Raw genomic sequence first — 16,883 nt, forward strand, 5'->3', positions numbered from 1 at the left:
TCGCGGCCGACACGATCCCCGGGCAACGGGACGTGGAACCGGCCGAACCGCTGATGCGGGTACGCGACCTGAAGAAGTACTTCCCGGTGAAGGGCGGCTTCCCGATCAAGCGCACGGTCGGCGCGGTGCAGGCCGTGGACGGCGTCTCCTTCGACGTCTTCCCCGGTGAAGCGCTGGGCCTGGTCGGCGAGTCGGGCTGCGGCAAGTCCACGACGGGACGGCTGCTGACCCGTCTCATGGAGCCCACGCAGGGCACGATCTCGTACCGCGGAAAGGACATCAGCCGCTCCAGCCGGCGCCAGCTGTCCCCGATCCGCTCCGAGATCCAGATGATCTTCCAGGATCCGTACGCCTCCCTCAACCCCCGGCAGACGGTCGGCACGATCATCTCCTCCCCGATGGAGATCAACGGCATCAATCCGCCCGGCGGCCGCGAAGCCCGCGTACGCGAGCTGTTGGAGACGGTCGGTCTCAACCCCGAGCACTACAACCGCTTCCCGCACGAGTTCTCCGGCGGCCAGCGCCAACGCATCGGCGTGGCGAGGGCGTTGGCCCTCGCGCCGAAGCTGATCGTGGCGGACGAGCCGGTCTCCGCCCTGGACGTCTCGATCCAGGCGCAGGTGGTGAACCTGCTCCAGGAAGTCCAGCGGGAGATGGGCATCGCGTTCGTCTTCATCGCCCACGACCTCGCGATCGTCCGCCACTTCTCGCAGCGCGTGGCGGTGATGTACCTCGGCAAGATCGTGGAGATCGCTGACCGTACGTCGCTGTACACCGGCCCGCGCCACCCCTACACCCACGCCCTCATGTCGGCCGTCCCCGACGCGGACATCGACGCCGAGAAAAAGGAACGCATCCGCCTCCAGGGCGACGTCCCTTCCCCCATCTCCCCGCCCTCCGGCTGCCGCTTCCGTACCCGCTGCTGGAAGGCGCAGGACAAGTGCGCGCAGGAGGAACCGCCGCTGATCCAGCTGGCGGGCAACGCCGAGGGGCATTTGACGGCCTGCCACTTCCCGGAGGACCCGACGATCGAGGCGCGGGCGGAGGACATCGTGCTGGACCCGGCACTGGCGGCGCTGGAGAGCGACGACGACTAGAGGTGGACTTTGGTGGTCAGTCCGCCGCGGGACCGGCCGAGGGTGTGATCGGACGGTTCGTCGGCCGGAACCCTTTTTGCGGGGTGGACCCCGTGATCGCGCGCCCGCCAGCACGCGGCCGGGGCCCGCGACTGCCCATCCCGGTCCACGCCGGCCAGCCCCTGGAGTGCACAGTCGGTGACCACTCGGCTACGCACCCCGGATCGCGTCCCGATCCCTCTGTACAGACCGGCGTGGTGCAGACTGGCGTGGTCGGGCTCTCCATGGCCCGCGCCACGGTGCGCGCCGACTGCAGTCGCAGCCCAGCGGTCGTCGTCCCGTTCCCATACGTTCACCCAGGCGACACCTGGAAGACGCCGTCGTGGCGCCCAATAGGGCCGGAAGGCGTGCAAAGTGGGCTAACGGCTACCCGACATCTTGAGCAAGGAGACAGCACCAATGGGCGCAATTCTCGTAGCAGCATTCACGAAGATCGGCATCGCGATCGCCGAGGCGATCGCCGTCCGCCTCATGTGGGAGATGTGGACGGCGTACTCGCGATCGCACCGAATGGGCGCGGCCGCCGCCTGATGACGCACCGGCGCGCGGCAGCGCTGTCGTTGCTGTACGCCGGTACGTGATGCGGGTTCCGTCAGGCGCTCCGCCTGGCGGCCCTGGTGGACCGGGAACCACTCTCTTCCTGTGACTCCGCGCGCTCCTTAAGCGCTTCCTTTCCCTTACTGCGCACCAGCCAGGTGGCTCCGGCGACGGCGAGGGCGACGGGCCATTCGAGGGCCCCTGCCACGGTGAGCGCGCCCAGTCCGCCGTAGAAGACGACGTCCTTGGCCAGCGGCGGCGTCGGCATGTCACGCAGCCGTGAAGTCACCGCTCGGGCGTCGGCAGCCACATCCTTCGGGGTGAGGTAAGGAACGGGCACCGGGGCGTTGAACGTGTGCATGGTCAGACCGGCCGGCCCCTCGTGGATATGTATGCCATCGGTCCTCTTGGGTGGCGTTTTTTGCTGCGCGGCAGTCTTCTTCGTAGCGCTCGCTGTCCTTGGCTTCCCAGGCATGACATTTCCTCCTTCCACACGGGTACATCGGATATGTGCCTTCTGTTCAATTCTGACGCGTTATCGGCGCAGAGTCGTCCCCCGAAAGCACATCGATTGACGTGGTGACGCAGGGAAGCGGGTGACACACCGTGCGGATTCCGGGAAGCGGACTGCTGCGTGCTGTCGCCTCGTCCGTGGCCGGTGTGCTCGGAGGCGCTGAGGAACGCGTCCAGTTTTTCGACGAGCGGGTGCATATCGCCGTACGGGGGCTGCGTGACCGCAGTGACGCCGACGCGGCGAGGGCGGTGGAGGACGTCGAGCAGCGGCTCGCCGCCCTTCCGTGCGTGCAGTGGGCCGTGATGAACACCGTCCTGGGGTGTGCCATCGTCACCACCGAGGGCGCGCCCGACGCCGAGCCCACCGTGAAGGCACTGGTCGACACGGTCGAGGCGGTGGAGGAGAAGCACGGCCTCGACGGGCCACTGCCTGAGCACCCGCTGTCCGGGGGGCCGATCCGGCGAGCGGCGTGGTCTGTTGCCGCGCAGGTGGCAGCTGCCCCCGTGGCCACAGCGGTAAGGCTTACTCGCCACACCCCCATCCCGGCCGGAATCGCGTCACTGGTCCCCTTGGTCGACACTCAGCCCCGGCTGCGCCGGCTCGTGGAGAACGCGGTGGGCGTCCGAAAGGCCGATGTGCTCATGGCCGGGCTGGCAGCGGTGGGCCACGCGGGCTCCGGCGGACTCCTCGGAATCGGTGTGGACACCATCCGGCACGCCTTGCGTGTGGTCGAGGTGAACGCGGAGTGCGCCGCGTGGGCCGCGGCCGAGCCGCGCCTCACGGGCACCCCGCGAGGCGCGGGCGCCACCAGCGCAACCGGCCCGGCACCGGCACGTGAGGTGCCCCTGAAGGACGGCCCGGTCGAGCGCTATGCGGACCAGGTGGCCGGAGTGGCAGCGGCATCCTTCGCCGGACTGCTCCTCGTGTCCAGACGTCCCATGCGGGCGGCGAGCGGGGCACTGGCGGCGATCCCCAAAGCACCCCTGCTGGCCCGCGAAGGATTCGCCTGTACCTTGGGCCGGGGCCTGGCCCGCCGCGGCACCGTCGTGGCACAGCCCGATGCGCTGCGGAAACTGGACAGGATCGGCACCGTGCTCCTCGACACGGATGTCCTGGCGACCGGGGCCTATCTCCTCGCCGATCTCGTCTCCCTCGACGAGGACGCACCGGCCGGAGAACTCGCCGCGACCGCGCACCGGCTCTTCGACGGCTCCGCTCCGGACCGCGTGCGCCGGGACGGCGAATGGGCGCTGGGTCCCGTCGAACGCCTGCCACTGCACGGCCCCACCGGCTCATCGGCCCGGGACCGGCTCCGACAGGGCGGCGCACACCTCGTGCTGGGCCTGGCGCGGGACCACCACCTGGTGGCCGTGGTCAGTGTGACGCCGGAGCTCCACGATGTCGCGAGCGCCTTCGTCCCGTCGGCCCATGGAGCCGGACTCACGGTCCTGGTCGCGGGCGAGCACACGGCGGACGCGGCCGTGCGGGAGGCCGACGGCGTGAGGGACGGAGGCGACCGGCTGCCCGACTCCGTACGAGCCCTGCAGCGGGACGGGACCGGCGTGCTGCTCGTCTCAGGGGACCCGGCCGCGCTACGGGCCGCCGACGTCGCGGTGGGTGTCACCGGCCCGGACGGGGCGCCGCCCTGGGGCGCGGATCTGTACGTCGATACCGATCCGGCGGCGGCCATCATGGTCGTGGCGGCGTGCCGCGCGGGCCGCGAAGCGGCGCACCGCGGGGTCCGGCTCGCGCAGGCGTCGGCCGCCATCGGCGCGGCGACGGCGCTGGCGGGACGGTCGCGGCGCCCGGCGGCCCGCAGCATGACGTCGTTCGACGGAGCCGCCGCACTCGGTACCGCGACCGGGGTCTGGTCGGCGCTGCGGGTGCTGAGCAGCCCCATGCGGGTGACCACGACCCGGTACCCCTGGCATGCGATGGACCCGTCCTCCGTGCTCGCCAGAACCGGCGGTATGGAGAGCGGGCTGACGGCCGAGGAGGCCCGGGTGCGCACCACCACGCCGGGCGATCAGGTGCGGACGTCGTCGCTGGCCAGGGCCTATCTCACGGAGATGGCCAACCCGCTGACCCCGATCCTCGGCGCCGGGGCAGCCTTGTCGGCGGCGGTGGGCGCGGTACTCGACTCCGGCCTCATCATCGCGGTCACGGCCCTGTCAGGGCTGATCGGAGGCTTCCAGCGCCATTCGACCGACCGGGCGGTTGCCAGGCTGCGCCGTGAGTCGTCGGTCATGGCCAAGGTGGTGCGGGACGGGGCGGAGACCGGCGTCCCGGCCGAGGAGCTGGCCGTGGGGGATGTGGTGATCCTGAACGCCGGCGATGTCGTGCCCGCCGACTGCCGCCTGCTGGAGGCCCATCACCTCGAGGCCGACGAGTCGGCACTGACCGGCGAGTCGCTGCCGGTGGCCAAGGACGTCGCCCCCGTTCTGGCGTCGGACCTGACGGACCGTACGTCCATGGTCTACGAGGGCACCACCGTGGCCGCAGGGCGGGGCCGTGCCGTGGCCGTCGCGACCGGCACGGCCACAGAGGCCGGCCGTGCCGCGGTGGCCGAGCGGGGCGCCGCACCGGCGGTCGGAGTCGAGCGCCGGCTGGCCAGGATCACCCGCACCACACTGCCGGTGGCGCTCGGTTCCGCCGCGGCGGTGATGGCCGTCGGTCTGCTCCGCGGCCGCCCCGCCCGGGACACGATCGGCGCGGGCGTGGGGCTGGCGGTGGCCAGCGTTCCCGAAGGACTGCCGTTCCTGGTCTCGGCGGCCCAGCTCGCCGCCGCGCGCAGGCTTTCCGCACAAGGCGCCCTGGTGCGCAATCCCCGGACGATCGAGGCGGCGGGTCGCACCGATGTGCTGTGCTTCGACAAGACCGGCACCCTCACCTACGGGCAGATCTCCCTGGTCGGCGTCTCGTCGGACGGCGACAGTCGTCCCCTCGAAGAGCTGGCGGAGCAGCAGCGCGCCGTTCTCGCCGCCGCGCTGCGGGCAACGCCCCGCCCGCACGGCGCCCACGGACTCGAACATGCCACGGACGGCGCGGTTGTCGCCGGTGCGGAGGGAGCGGGCGTGGGCCGCACGACCGCCGCGCCGGGCTGGCGGCGTACCTCCAACCTGCCGTTCGAGCCCAGCCGCGGCTTCCATGCCGCCTGGGGCCGCAGCGGCGAGAACTGGGTGCTGTCGGTGAAGGGGGCACCGGAAGAGGTCGTCGGGCGGTGTGCCACGCGCGGCGGCCACAGCCTGGACCGAGCGGGCAGGGACGGCATCCTGGCCGCCGGTGAGAAGCTGGCGGCAGAGGGGCACCGGATTCTGGCGGTCGCGGAGCGCCGGGACACGGCCGGCGGCGAGCTCACCGAGGAAACCGTCACCGGACTGGACTTCCTCGGTTTTCTCGCGTTCGCCGACCGGGTGCGCCCCACCGCCGCCGACGCGGTGCGGCAACTGATGGACGCCGGAGTGCACATCGTGATGATCACCGGCGACCATCCAGGGACCGCCGAGTCGATGGCCGTCGACCTCGGTGTCCTGGACAGTCGGCGGGTGGTGACGGGCGCCGAACTCGACGATCTCGACGACCGTGCTCTCGACGCGCTGCTGCCCGAGGTCGGCGTCGTCGCGCGCGGCACCCCCGTCCACAAGGTCCGGGTGGTACAGGCGTTCCAGCGCCTCGGCCGGACGGTCGCCATGACCGGCGACGGGGCCAATGACGCCCCCGCCATCCGGCTCGCCGACATCGGCATCGCGTTCGGGACGCGCGCCACGCCGGCCGCGCGCGCGGCCGCCGATCTCGTCGTGACCGACGACCGGCTGGAGACGGTCCTCGCCGCCCTCGTGGAGGGCCGCGCCATGTGGGCCTCGGTTCGACAGGCCCTTGCGATCCTCGTCGGCGGCAATCTCGGTGAGATCGCCTTCACCGTCCTCGGGGTGGCCGCCACCGGCACCTCGCCCCTGACGGCCCGCCAGCTTCTGCTGGTCAACCTCTTCACCGACCTCGCCCCGGCCATGGCGGTCGCCCTCCGCCCGCCCCGCCCCGAGGCGGCCGAGCGGATGCTCCACGAAGGGCCCGAGGCCTCCCTCGGCACGGCGCTCACCGAGGAGACCGTCGTGCGCGCGGTGGCCACGACTCTCGGCGCGACCGTGGGCTGGCTCGGCGCCCGGTTCACGGGGCGCGCGGCCCGCGCACGCACCGTCGCCCTTGTCGCGCTGGTGGGCGCGCAGCTCGGGCAGACCCTCCTGGCCGGTGGCCGCAGCCGGTCGATCCTCGTCTCCTCGCTCGGCTCCATGGCCGCCCTGGCCGTCGTCGTCCAGACCCCCGGCCTCAGCCACTTCTTCGGCTGCACCCCCCTCGGCCCCGTCGCCTGGGCCATCGCCTGGTCCTCCGCCACAGCGGCGACCGTGTGCTCGCTCTTCCTCCCCGCGGTGGTCAGTCGGGTCCGCGCCTCGGTTTTCCCCTAGAAACGGGGGCGGGGCCGGTGAGCCGCACCAGCATGCCCTCGGCGGTACCACGAAGACTCATCTCGCCGCCGCCGACGGACACAGCCTGTCCCTGAAACTGGCCGGCAATCAGCACAAACACCCTTGCGGTACTAGCCTGTGCGTCCTGGCCGGGTCACGGTGATGATCTCGGGAGCGGTGGGGGTGAACGGCCCGCGCCCCCAGTCCCCGTACCGCTCGTCCACAGCGAGCCCGGCCTCGGTGAGGAACCGGTCCAGGGCGTACGGGGCCAGGAACCGCAGCGTGCTGCGACTGGTGCGCGGCCGCTCCCACGCCGGGTGGTCGAACGTCTCGGTGAACGTCACACGGTCTCCGGCGACCGGTGTCTCCACGTCGTGCCACACGCGTACGACGTCGCCGTGGGCGTCGGTGACTTCGCGCGCCTGGTCCGGGGTCCACGACTCCCAGGCGCGGGCGGCGGGGTTCCGCGTCTCGAAGACGAAGCGTCCGTCGGCGGTGAGGGCGCGCCGAACGCGGGCGAGGGTGGAGCGCAACTCCTCGTCGCTCACGAGCACTTGAAAAGCGTGCCCGGTCATGACGACGAGGTCGAACTCCCGCTCCCAGCACGCGGAGGCGAGATCCCCGAGCACCCACTCGGCGGCGGCCCGGCGTCGCGCCTGCACCAGCATGGCCGCGGCGGGGTCGAGCCCACAGAGCCGCCCCTCGTGCCCGGCCTCCCGGGCCCGCCCCAACAGCCGCCCCGTCCCGCACCCGACGTCGAGCACGGACCGCGCGGACATCACCAGGTCCAGGTAGAAGTCATCGCTCGGTCCCCATGGATTGAGCGCGTCGTACAGGGCGGCGAGCGGGATATCACTGAACGAGCGATCAGCCATCGCAGCAGTGTCTCAGTCCGTAGGCTTGCTCGAACCGCTGATCGGGGAGGAAGTGCATGGACGTCGCCCACAACATCACCCATGTGAGCGGCAGCGGCCTGATCAATCAAGCGGTTGACGCTGCGGGGGAGTTGACACGCGGCCAGATGGGCCGAGGACCTGCGTGCCCGCTGAACTCCGGGGAGGTGGCGGCAAGGTGAGGGAAGAGGCCGACGGCCCCGGCACGGCGAACGCTGTCCTCTTCGACGTGGACGGCGTCCTGATCGACACGGCGGATGCGCACGGCCGGGTCTGGCGGGCCTGGGCACGACTGCGCGGCCTGGATCCCGGGGAGGTCTGGCGGGCCACGCAGGGCAAGCGCAGAACGGACATCCTCCGTCTCCTGGCCCCGGACCTGGATCCCGCCGGGGAACACCGGCTCCTGGACGGGCTGATGGCCGCCGAGGAGCCGGGATTCCACGCCTTCGACGGGGCGGCCTCCCTGCTGCGGGCCCTGCCGCCGCACCGGTGGGCGATCGTCACGTCCAGCCGTGCGACGCCCACGGCAGCCCGCCTCGCCCGTACCGGACTTCCCGTGCCGGAGGTACGGATCTGCGCCGAGGACGTCTCCGAGGGCAAGCCCTCTCCGGAGGGCTACCTGACCGCCGTCGCGCGGCTCGCCGTGGACCCGGCCCGGTGCGTGGTGGTCGAGGACTCGCCCGCGGGCGTGGAGGCGGGCCTCGCAGCCGGCTGCACGGTGTACGCCGTGGCCTCCACGCACGCCCTCGGCGAGCTCACCCGCGCCCACGCCCGATTCCGGTCGCTGCGCGACGCGGCCCGTGAACTGATCCCCGCGCTCCGACCGGAGGGATGAGGATGCTGCACCACATCGAGCTGTGGGTGCCGGACCTGGGCCGGGCCGTGCGGGCGTGGGGCTGGTTGCTGGAGCGGCTCGGGTACGCCCCGTACCAGGACTGGCCGGACGGCCGGAGTTGGCGGCTGGGGGAGACATACCTGGTCGTCGAGCAGTCACCCGCGCTGGTCGGAGACCGGCACGACCGGCTGCGCCCCGGCCTCAACCACCTCGCCTTCCACGTCGCGAGCCGGACGGAACTCGACGCGCTGGTCGAGGAGGCACCGGCGTATGGATGGTCGCTGCTGTTCGCGGACCGGCACCCGTACGCGGGTGGGCCCGAGCACTGCGCCGCCTATCTGGAGAACGGGGACGGGTTCGAAGTGGAGCTGGTGGCGAAAGAGACGTGACGCGGGGTCAGCGGATGACGTGGCCGCGTAGCACGATGCGGTGGGGGTGGTGGAGGATGCTCGGTTCCTGGCGGGGGTCGGTGGTGTAGACCGTTATGTCGGCCAGGGCGGCCTCCGTGAGGACTACGGGAGGAGGGCTGTTAATCGCTCGACATCGAACGGGCGGGCCGGGATGCTTCACCTCGATGACTCGAACCGACACGCCCCCCGCCTGGGACGAGCGCACCCAGCTGACCACCTTCCTCGACTACGCCCGCGCCACCGCCCGCGCCAAGTGCGAGGGCGCCTCCCCGGAGGACGCCCGCAAGGCCCCGCTGCCCGGGTCCCCGCTGATGACCCTGTGCGGACTGATCAGCCACCTGCGCTGGGTCGAGTACTACTGGTTCCAGGTCGTCTTCCTCGGCGAGGAGGACGAGGGGCCCTGGACGGACGAGGACCCCGACCGCGAGATGCGCATCGCCGTCGACATCCCGCTGGCCCGACTCCTCGACGACTTCGAGGAACAGGCCGCCCGCTACCGCCAGTTGGTCGCCGACCATGACCTGGACACCAAGGCGCGGCGCCCCATCCGCGACGGCCGTCACGTCGACCTCCGCTGGATCCTCCTCCACCTCGTCGAGGAAACCGCCCGCCACAACGGCCACCTCGACATCCTGCGCGAACTGGCCGACGGCCGGACGGGTGCCTAGACCATGGGAGAGGACGGGTCGTTGAACCCCACCATCCGCACCATCACCTTCGACTGCACCAGCGACCCGTACGATCTCGGGCTCTTCTGGAGCGAGTTGCTCGGCCGCCCGCTGGCCGACGACGACAAGCCCGGCGACCCGGAGGCGGTGATCGTGGACCCGTCCGGCGGTCCGACCCTCCTGTTCGTGCACGTCCCGGAGGACAAGGCGGCCAAGAACCGCATCCACCTCGACCTGCAACCGCAGGGCCGCACCCGCGCGGCGGAGGTCGAGCGCGCACTCGCCCTCGGCGCCCGGCAGATCGCGGACCACACCCGCCCGGACGGCGGCGGCTGGGTCGTCCTGGCGGACCCGGAGGGCAACGAATTCTGCGTGGAGCGAGGGGAGTTGGGCTGAGCCCAGCACGCTCTAGGGCTGGGCTTTCCCCGCTTTTCCGTAGCGGCGGAAGGCGTCGGTCTCCACCGTCCACGGGCCGAACGGCACGGCGTCACCGAAGATGTACGGGTCCTTGTGCTGGTAGCGGTCCTTGCACGGCTCGGAGTGCACCTCGATGGTGCCCGTGCGAGGGTCGACGATCATGTAGTGGGCGATGCCCATGGCCGGGTATTCGGCGAGCTTCTCGCCGTAGTCGTTGTCCGGGTTGGACGGGGAGACGATCTCGATGACCGCCAGCACCTGGGTCGCGTCGACGGCGAGGCCCTCTTCGTCGAGCACGTCCTCGGGGATGACGACGGCGTCCGGGCGCCGCATGCGGCCGATCGCCGGGTGCTCGATCTCAGGGCCGTTCTCGCAGACGTAGCCGGGGTGGGTGGCGGGGAGCTGCTCGTTGAGCTGGTTGCGGATGCGGCGGACCGTGCCCTCATGGCGCTTCGAGGGACTCATCATCGCGAGGAACGGCCCGGAGGGGCCGATCTCGACCTCCCAAGATCCCTCAAGGTGCTCGGCGTATGCCGTGAGCTCCTCGGCGATCGCGCGCATCTTCGCGTAGTCCATGCCTTCAGGGTAGCGAGATCGATGCCCAATGCCGTGGCCAAGGCGAAGGCCCGTGCTCCCCTCAGGGGCGCACGGGCCTTCGCTGTCCCCAGGAGCCGGGATCGTCATATGGCTCGGGTCAATGGGCCGACGGTCCGGTCCCGTGAGGCGGCGCCCCGACGAATTGGGGTGTGCCGGTGCGTCGCCGGGGGTCTTACAGAGACTTGCGGGCCGCCGGAACCGCCAGGTCCGCCGTGGTCTCCGGGTAGTGGCACGCCGTCAGGTGGCCCTCGCGGTTGCCCTCCACCTGGACCAGCGGCGGGGCCTCCGTCGCGCACTTCTCCGTGGCCTTCCAGCAGCGGGTGCGGAAGCGGCAGCCCGACGGCGGGTTGAGCGGGGAGGGCACGTCGCCGGTGAGGAGGATGCGCTCGCGGGCCGGGACGTCGTCCGCCGTGGCCTCGGGGACGGCGGACAGGAGCGCGCGCGTGTAGGGGTGGCGCGGGTTGTCGTACAGGTCCTCGCGGTTGGCGATCTCCACGATCTTGCCGAGGTACATGACCGCGACGCGCTCGGAGAAGTGGCGCACGATGGCGAGGTCGTGGGCGATGAAGACGAACGCGATGCCCAGGTCCCGCTGGAGGTCCTGGAGCAGGTTGACGACCTGCGCCTGGATGGAGACGTCCAGGGCGGAGACCGGCTCGTCCGCGACGATCAGCTTGGGCTCGAGGGCCAGCGCGCGGGCCACGCCGATGCGCTGGCGCTGACCGCCGGAGAACTCGTGCGGGAAGCGGTTGTAGTGCTCGGGGTTGAGACCGACCGTCTCCAGGAGTTCGCGTACGCGCTTCTCCTGACCGCCGGGCGGGTTGATCCCGTTGATCTCCATCGGGCCCGAGATGATCTTGCCGACCGTCTGCCGCGGGTTCAGCGACGCGTACGGGTCCTGGAAGATCATCTGGATCTCGGAGCGGACCGGCGCCAGCTGCTTGCGGCCCGCGTGCGTGATGTCCTGGCCGCGGTAGCTGATCTTGCCGCCGGTGGGCTCCAGGAGGCGCGTGATCAGCCGGCCCGTCGTCGACTTGCCGCAACCGGACTCGCCGACCAGACCCAGGCTCTCGCCCTCGGCGACCTGGAAGTCGAGGCCGTCCACGGCCTGGACCGCGCCGATCTTCCGCTTGAAGGGGAAGCCTCCCATCACCGGGAAGTGCTTGGTCAGTCCGGTGACGTCCAGGAGGGGGTTCGTGTTGCTCATGATCGTGAAATCCCGTCTCAGTTACGTCAGTGCGACCGCGTCGCGGCCAAGTCGGCGAAGAACTCGCGGCGCTGGTCCGCCGTGAGGTGACAGGCGGCACCGCGCCCGTCCGTGACCTTCAGCGGCGGCTGCTCGGTGGAGCAGAGGCCGCCCTCGATCTTCTCCGTGAAGGTGCACCGCGGGTGGAAGCGGCAGCCCGTCGGCGGGTTCAGCAGCGACGGCGGCGAACCGGGGATCGGGTTCAGCGGTACGTCGACCGGTCCGTCCAGGCTCGGCATCGAGCCCAACAGGCCCCAGGTGTACGGGTGCTGCGGCTCCCGCAGCACCTCCTTCTTGGTGCCGCGCTCCACGCACCGGCCGCCGTACATCACCAGCACGTCGTCCGCGATGTCGGCGATGACACCGAGGTCGTGGGTGATGAAGATGATCGCCGTGCCGAACTCCTGCTGGAGGTCCTTGAGCAGGTCCATGATCTGGGCCTGGACCGTCACGTCGAGCGCCGTCGTGGGCTCGTCCGCGATCAGCAGCTCCGGGTCGCAGACCAGCGCCATCGCGATCATCGCGCGCTGGCGCATACCGCCGGAGAACTGGTGCGGATAGTCGTCCACACGGACGTCCGGCTGCGGGATCCCGACGCGCTTGAGCATCTCGATCGCCCGCTCCCGAGCCTCCTTCTTGGAGGCGCCGGTGTGCTTGCGGTACGTCTCGCCGATCTGCTTGCCGATGGTGTGGTACGGCGACAGCGAGGCCAGCGCGTCCTGGAAGATCATCGACATCTTGTTGCCGCGCAGCTGCTCCAGCTCCCGCTCGGAGGCGGTCAGCAGCTCCTTGCCGTCGAGCAGGATCTCCCCGTCGATGGCGGTGCGCTCGCGGTCGTGCAGGCCCAGGATCGTCAGGTTCGTGACGGACTTGCCCGAGCCCGACTCGCCCACGATGCCGAGCGTCTTGCCCTTGGCCAGGTCGAAGGTGAGACCGTCGACGGCCTTGACGACGCCGTCTTCGGTGGAGAAGTGGACCTTCAGATCCCTGACGGACAGGAAGGGCTGCTGATCGGTGCTCGTCACGGGGACGCTCCTGAGGGGGGTGATGCCGGGGGTAGCTGTCGGGGGCGGGTTGCCCGGGGTCAGGCGAGCCGGATCCGCGGGTCGATGAGGGCGTAGACGGCGTCCACGATGATGTTGGCGAAGACGATCGCGGCGGCCGCGACGAGGGTGACGCCGAGCAGCATGGGCAGGTCGTTGTCGTCGACCGCGCGAACGGAGAGCATGCCCAGGCCCTGCAGGCTGAACGTCGACTCAGTGATGATCGCGCCGCCGATCAGCGTGCCCATGTCGATGCCGAAGATCGTCACGATCGGGCCCATCGCACCGCGCCAGGCGAAGCGGAAGAAGACGGAACGGCGGGACAGTCCCTTGGCGCGGGCCGTGCGCACGTAGTCCTCACTCAGCTGCTCCACCAGCTGCGAGCGGGTCATACGGGTGTAGTTCGCCGTGAAGATGATGGACAGCACCAGCCACGGCAGCAGCAGTCCGGAGATCCAGGCGCCCGGGTTGTCGGTGAACGGTGTGTACGAAGGCTGGTCCAGCACACCGAGCTGCTGCACCAGGAAGAACATCGCGATGTAGCCGACGAAGTAGATCTGCAGCGAGGAACCGAACAGCGAGAACGAGCTGGCGAGCTTGTCGAGCGCCTTGCCCTGCTTCACCGCGGCGATCATGCCCGCGCCGATGCCGATGATCAGGAAGAAGAAGGCCGCGCCCACGGCCAGCGAGATCGTCAGCGGAAGACGGTCCATGATCGTGTTGAAGACGGGCTCGCTGTTGGTGAACGAGTAGCCGAGGCAGGGCGCGTCACAGTGACCGACACCGGTGTAGTCCCGGCCCACGAAGATGCCCTGCAGCCAGTGCCAGTACTGGACGGGCATGGGGTCGGCGATTCCGAGGTTCTGCCGCACCTGCTCGAGCAGTTCCTTGTCGCAGACCTTGCCGCAGGCCATCCGTGCCGGGTCGCGCGGGATCGCGTAGAACAAGAAGAAGGTGACGGCGCTGATGACCAGCAGAATGACGAGTGCGCCGAGTACTCGGCGGACCAGGAAACGGAACATGGGGGCGTGACTTTCCGGACGGGGCGCCGTCGCCGGGAGTGGGGAAGCGTGGACGGGGCCGGGGCGACGGTCGGACGACCGCCGCCCCGCGACGAGTTAGGACTTGGCGTAAACCTTGCCAAGCGCAACGCAGGTGTCGCCGGCGTTGTAGACCACGCCGCCGACCTTGGAACCGTAGAAGTAGTTCCGGATCGGGTTGTAGTCGGGCACGCAGGCCGCGAGCTCCATGATCTGCTTGTCGAGCGCGCCCCAGGCGGCGTTCGCCTTCGCCGGGTCGGTGATGACCGTGGCCGCGGCGATGGCCTTGTTCACGCCCGTGTCGTTCAGCTGCGACCAGTTGACACCGCCGTCGGCGATCTGGCTGCCGTCCCAGCAGGGCTGGATGACCGCGTAACCGGCCGGCCAGTCCGGGCCCCAACCGGCCGCGAACATGTCGTACTGGTTGTCCAGCTGGCCGATCTGGCTGTAGAAGGACGTCTTGTCGACCTGCTTGGTCACCACGTCGAAGCCGGCCTTGGTGAGGGCGTTCTTGATGGTGACGGCTTCCTTGACGGCCTTGTCGGACTGCTGGAAGGCGATGACGATCTTCTGGCCCTCCTTGCCGGCCTCCTTCAGCAGCGCCTTGGCCTTCTCCGGGTCACCCATCGGCTTGGTCTTCTTGCCGTACAGGTCGAAGTCCTCGTGGCCCGGGGTGAGCGGGGAGATGATCGTGGTCGCGGTCTCGGTCACGGCCGAGCCACCGCGCTGCTGCTTCAGCTGCGCGGCCGGCCACGCCCAGTTGAGCGCCTGGCGGACCTTGACGTCCTTGATGCGCGTCATGTTGATCGGGAAGTAGTAGCAGGTCGTGTCGACCTGGGTCAGGACGCGCTTCTTCAGCGTGGCGTCGCCCATCACCTTCTGGATGCGCTCGGGCGCGACCTCGTTGAGCAGGGAGACCGCGTACTGGTCGTTGCCGGAGTCCGCGATGTAGCGGTCCGAGGAGGCCAGCGACTGGAAGCCGAACTGCATGACGACCTTGTCCGGGTAGCCGTTGCGGACCGGGTCCTTGTCGGCGTCCCAGTGCGTGTTGCGCACCAGCGTCAGGGACTTGTCGATCTTGCGCTCTTCGATCTTGTACGGGCCGCAGGAGTACGGACGCTTGTCGTACTTCTTCTGCGTGTCGTGCTTCTTCGGCACGATCGCGAAGCCGCGCATGGCCAGCATGAAGTTGAAGTCGCTGTGGCCCTCCTTCAGGCGGAAGGTCACGGTGTTGCCGTCGATCTCGATGGAGTCGAGGTGCTTGCCCTTGTAGGGGCCCTTGTACTTGTCGCCGCCCTCGAGCCAGTTCTGCGGGTAGCGGGGGCCCTCGGTGACGAAGTCGGCGAAGAGGCGCTCGAAGGTGTGGCGGACGTCCTCGATGGTGACGTCGGCGCCGTCCTCCCACTTCACGCCGTCCTTGAGCGTGAAGGACCAGGTCTTGCCGCCGTCCTTCATCGTGCCCGCGTCCGTGGCGAGGTCACCGACGAGGGTGGTGTTGCCCTTGGAGTCGACCCGGTAGCCGGTCAGACCGCGCAGGAACAGGACGGAACCCGCACCCGTGTACGACGAGTAGATCTGCGCCGGGTCAAGGTGGTCGAAGTCGATCTGGTCGAGCGTGTAGATCGTGCCGCCCTTGACCGCGCCGGGCATCTCCGGAGCCGGGCCCTGCGAGTCGGCCTTGGTGCCGACCGTGATCTCGGCGGCCTTGCCCTTAGGAGCCTTGGTGCTGCCACCGTTGCCGGCGCCGCCGGCGTTGCCGCTGCTGCACGCGCTGAGAACGGTGGTAGCTCCCGCCGCCACACCGGTGGCGATCAGGAAGTTTCTGCGGGAAAAGGACATGGCCTACCTGCCTAGTGGTGATGGATGAGAGAAGAGCGACCAGCTTCCGGACGACGATGACCGGGCCGGGTGTGACTCAGCGCTTGGACTTCGGGTCGAGTGCGTCGCGGACCGAATCGCCGAGAAGGTTGAACGCCAGGACGAAGATGATCATCGAGACGCCCGGGAAGATCATGAAGGTGATGTCGTCCGTATAGAAGGTGGCACCGCGCTGGATCATCACGCCCCAGTCGGGGGTGGGGTCCTGGATGCCGACGCCGAGGAAGGCGAGGCCCGCCTCCGCGGTCACGAAGGCCGGGAGGGCGAGGGTGGACTGGATCAGGATCGGCGTCCACAGGTTGGGCAGCAGTTCCTTGAAGATGATCCGGGCCGGAGAGGCGCCGGTCACCTTCGCGGCCTCGACGAACTCGCGCTCGCGCAGGGCCAGTACCTGGCCGCGGAGAAGGCGCGCGATGGAGGCCCAGCCGAAGGCGGTGAGGACCAGGATCAGACACGTGGCCCGCAGTGAGGTCGGGATCTCGTCCTCGGGGGAGACGAAGACGCCGTAGACCACCGGCATGAACGCGATGAAGAACAGCGTGGAGGGGAACGACAGCAGGATGTCGATGACCCGGCCGATGAGGTAGTCGGTCTTGCCGCCCAGGTAGCCGGCGGTGATGCCGACGACCACACCGATGATCGTGACCAGGAGCGTGGTGGCCATGGCGATCAGCAGCGAGGTGCGGATGCCGTAGATCAGGAACGTGAAGACGTCACGTCCCATCGCGGGCTCGATGCCGAACCAGAAGTCGCCGTCGATGCCGCCGTTGGCCTTGACCGGGAAGCCCGCTTCGTTGAGCAAGCCGACCGTCTCCTGGCCGTACTGCGTGTACGGATCCTTCCCGTACGCCATGGAGATCAGCGGAGCACAGATCGCGATCACGAAGAAGAAGATCACGATGTAGGCCGATATGACGCCCGTCCGGTCACGCTTGAAGCGGTTCCAGGCCAGCCGTCCGGGTGAGCGACTCTCGGCGCCCTTGAGCGGAGAGGGCGAGGCCGGGATTTCGGCGCTCTCGTCGGTCACCTCTAGCGGGGCAGCCGCAGATGGAGTTGGGGGGGTCATGGTGCTCCAGGCCCGATGCGGTTCAAGGACTCCGCAGGGCGCTCCCTACGGGCTACGCCGGACTTTTTCAACGCAATTCATTCAAGGTCAATAAATTCTCGACCCCCTTGGGTTTCTCTTTACCTTCTTTACCTTGAGTTGAC

Annotated in this window: 15 protein-coding genes and 1 pseudogene; 7 read left to right on the top strand and 9 right to left on the bottom strand. The window is 69.7% G+C overall.

Annotation, left to right across the window (positions count from 1 at the left end):
- Positions 1 to 32 precede the first annotated feature (32 nt).
- A complete protein-coding gene (locus ACFY0T_RS31600; protein ID WP_388878232.1) occupies positions 33 to 1,097 on the top strand; it encodes an ABC transporter ATP-binding protein in 1,065 nt (354 codons plus the stop codon).
- On the opposite strand, the pseudogene ACFY0T_RS31605 reads toward ACFY0T_RS31600, so the two are convergent.
- Positions 1,097 to 1,189, bottom strand: a pseudogene (locus ACFY0T_RS31605) (IS5/IS1182 family transposase); the annotation flags it as partial. The gene ACFY0T_RS31600 and the pseudogene ACFY0T_RS31605 overlap by 1 nt on opposite strands.
- 346 nt (positions 1,190 to 1,535) lie before the next feature.
- Here ACFY0T_RS31605 and ACFY0T_RS31610 point away from each other — a divergent pair.
- Positions 1,536 to 1,667, top strand: coding sequence for a hypothetical protein (locus ACFY0T_RS31610; protein ID WP_388878026.1), 132 nt, complete (start codon positions 1,536 to 1,538; stop codon positions 1,665 to 1,667).
- Between the two features lie 61 nt (positions 1,668 to 1,728).
- Here the strand turns inward: ACFY0T_RS31610 and ACFY0T_RS31615 are convergent, their stop codons facing one another.
- Positions 1,729 to 2,034, bottom strand: coding sequence for a hypothetical protein (locus tag ACFY0T_RS31615; RefSeq protein WP_388878029.1), 306 nt, complete (start codon positions 2,032 to 2,034; stop codon positions 1,729 to 1,731).
- A gap of 245 nt (positions 2,035 to 2,279) precedes the next feature.
- Between ACFY0T_RS31615 and ACFY0T_RS31620 the strand changes: the two genes are divergently transcribed.
- A complete protein-coding gene (locus ACFY0T_RS31620) occupies positions 2,280 to 6,647 on the top strand; it encodes an HAD-IC family P-type ATPase (RefSeq protein ID WP_388878032.1) in 4,368 nt (1,455 codons plus the stop codon).
- Positions 6,648 to 6,778: 131 nt separating this feature from the next.
- Here the strand turns inward: ACFY0T_RS31620 and ACFY0T_RS31625 are convergent, their stop codons facing one another.
- Positions 6,779 to 7,522, bottom strand: a complete 744-nt coding sequence (locus tag ACFY0T_RS31625) for a class I SAM-dependent DNA methyltransferase (protein WP_388878035.1) — start codon at positions 7,520 to 7,522, stop codon at positions 6,779 to 6,781.
- A 163-nt stretch (positions 7,523 to 7,685) separates the two neighbouring features.
- Here ACFY0T_RS31625 and ACFY0T_RS31630 point away from each other — a divergent pair, with 163 nt between their 5' ends.
- The 4 genes from ACFY0T_RS31630 to ACFY0T_RS31645 all read left to right on the top strand — a co-directional run bounded on the left by ACFY0T_RS31630 (position 7,686) and on the right by ACFY0T_RS31645 (position 9,849).
- Complete coding sequence (locus ACFY0T_RS31630) at positions 7,686 to 8,375, top strand: HAD family hydrolase (protein WP_388878038.1); 690 nt, start codon at positions 7,686 to 7,688, stop codon at positions 8,373 to 8,375.
- Between the two features lie 2 nt (positions 8,376 to 8,377).
- Positions 8,378 to 8,764, top strand: coding sequence for a VOC family protein (locus tag ACFY0T_RS31635; protein ID WP_388878041.1), 387 nt, complete (start codon positions 8,378 to 8,380; stop codon positions 8,762 to 8,764).
- A 185-nt stretch (positions 8,765 to 8,949) separates the two neighbouring features.
- Entirely contained in the window at positions 8,950 to 9,453 is a 504-nt protein-coding gene (locus ACFY0T_RS31640) for a DinB family protein (protein WP_388878044.1), read from the top strand.
- Between the two features lie 3 nt (positions 9,454 to 9,456).
- On the top strand, positions 9,457 to 9,849 hold the full coding sequence (locus ACFY0T_RS31645) for a VOC family protein (RefSeq protein WP_388878047.1): 393 nt from the start codon (positions 9,457 to 9,459) through the stop codon (positions 9,847 to 9,849).
- A 12-nt stretch (positions 9,850 to 9,861) separates the two neighbouring features.
- Here the strand turns inward: ACFY0T_RS31645 and ACFY0T_RS31650 are convergent, their stop codons facing one another.
- The 6 genes from ACFY0T_RS31650 to ACFY0T_RS31675 all read right to left on the bottom strand — a co-directional run bounded on the left by ACFY0T_RS31650 (position 9,862) and on the right by ACFY0T_RS31675 (position 16,740).
- Positions 9,862 to 10,446, bottom strand: a complete 585-nt coding sequence (locus tag ACFY0T_RS31650) for a Uma2 family endonuclease (protein WP_388878050.1) — start codon at positions 10,444 to 10,446, stop codon at positions 9,862 to 9,864.
- A gap of 193 nt (positions 10,447 to 10,639) precedes the next feature.
- Positions 10,640 to 11,674, bottom strand: a complete 1,035-nt coding sequence (locus tag ACFY0T_RS31655) for an ABC transporter ATP-binding protein (protein WP_388878053.1) — start codon at positions 11,672 to 11,674, stop codon at positions 10,640 to 10,642.
- A gap of 26 nt (positions 11,675 to 11,700) precedes the next feature.
- Positions 11,701 to 12,738: an ABC transporter ATP-binding protein gene (locus ACFY0T_RS31660; RefSeq protein WP_388878056.1), complete on the bottom strand. Its 1,038-nt coding sequence runs from the start codon at positions 12,736 to 12,738 to the stop codon at positions 11,701 to 11,703.
- A gap of 59 nt (positions 12,739 to 12,797) precedes the next feature.
- Complete coding sequence (locus ACFY0T_RS31665; protein ID WP_388878059.1) at positions 12,798 to 13,778, bottom strand: ABC transporter permease; 981 nt, start codon at positions 13,776 to 13,778, stop codon at positions 12,798 to 12,800.
- 96 nt (positions 13,779 to 13,874) lie between these two features.
- Positions 13,875 to 15,635, bottom strand: a complete 1,761-nt coding sequence (locus tag ACFY0T_RS31670; RefSeq protein ID WP_388878062.1) for an ABC transporter substrate-binding protein — start codon at positions 15,633 to 15,635, stop codon at positions 13,875 to 13,877.
- A gap of 76 nt (positions 15,636 to 15,711) precedes the next feature.
- On the bottom strand, positions 15,712 to 16,740 hold the full coding sequence (locus ACFY0T_RS31675; protein ID WP_388878065.1) for an ABC transporter permease: 1,029 nt from the start codon (positions 16,738 to 16,740) through the stop codon (positions 15,712 to 15,714).
- Positions 16,741 to 16,883: the final 143 nt, after the last annotated feature.

It is taken from the genome of Streptomyces sp. NPDC001530 (assembly GCF_042894545.1).
Classification (GTDB): domain Bacteria; phylum Actinomycetota; class Actinomycetes; order Streptomycetales; family Streptomycetaceae; genus Streptomyces.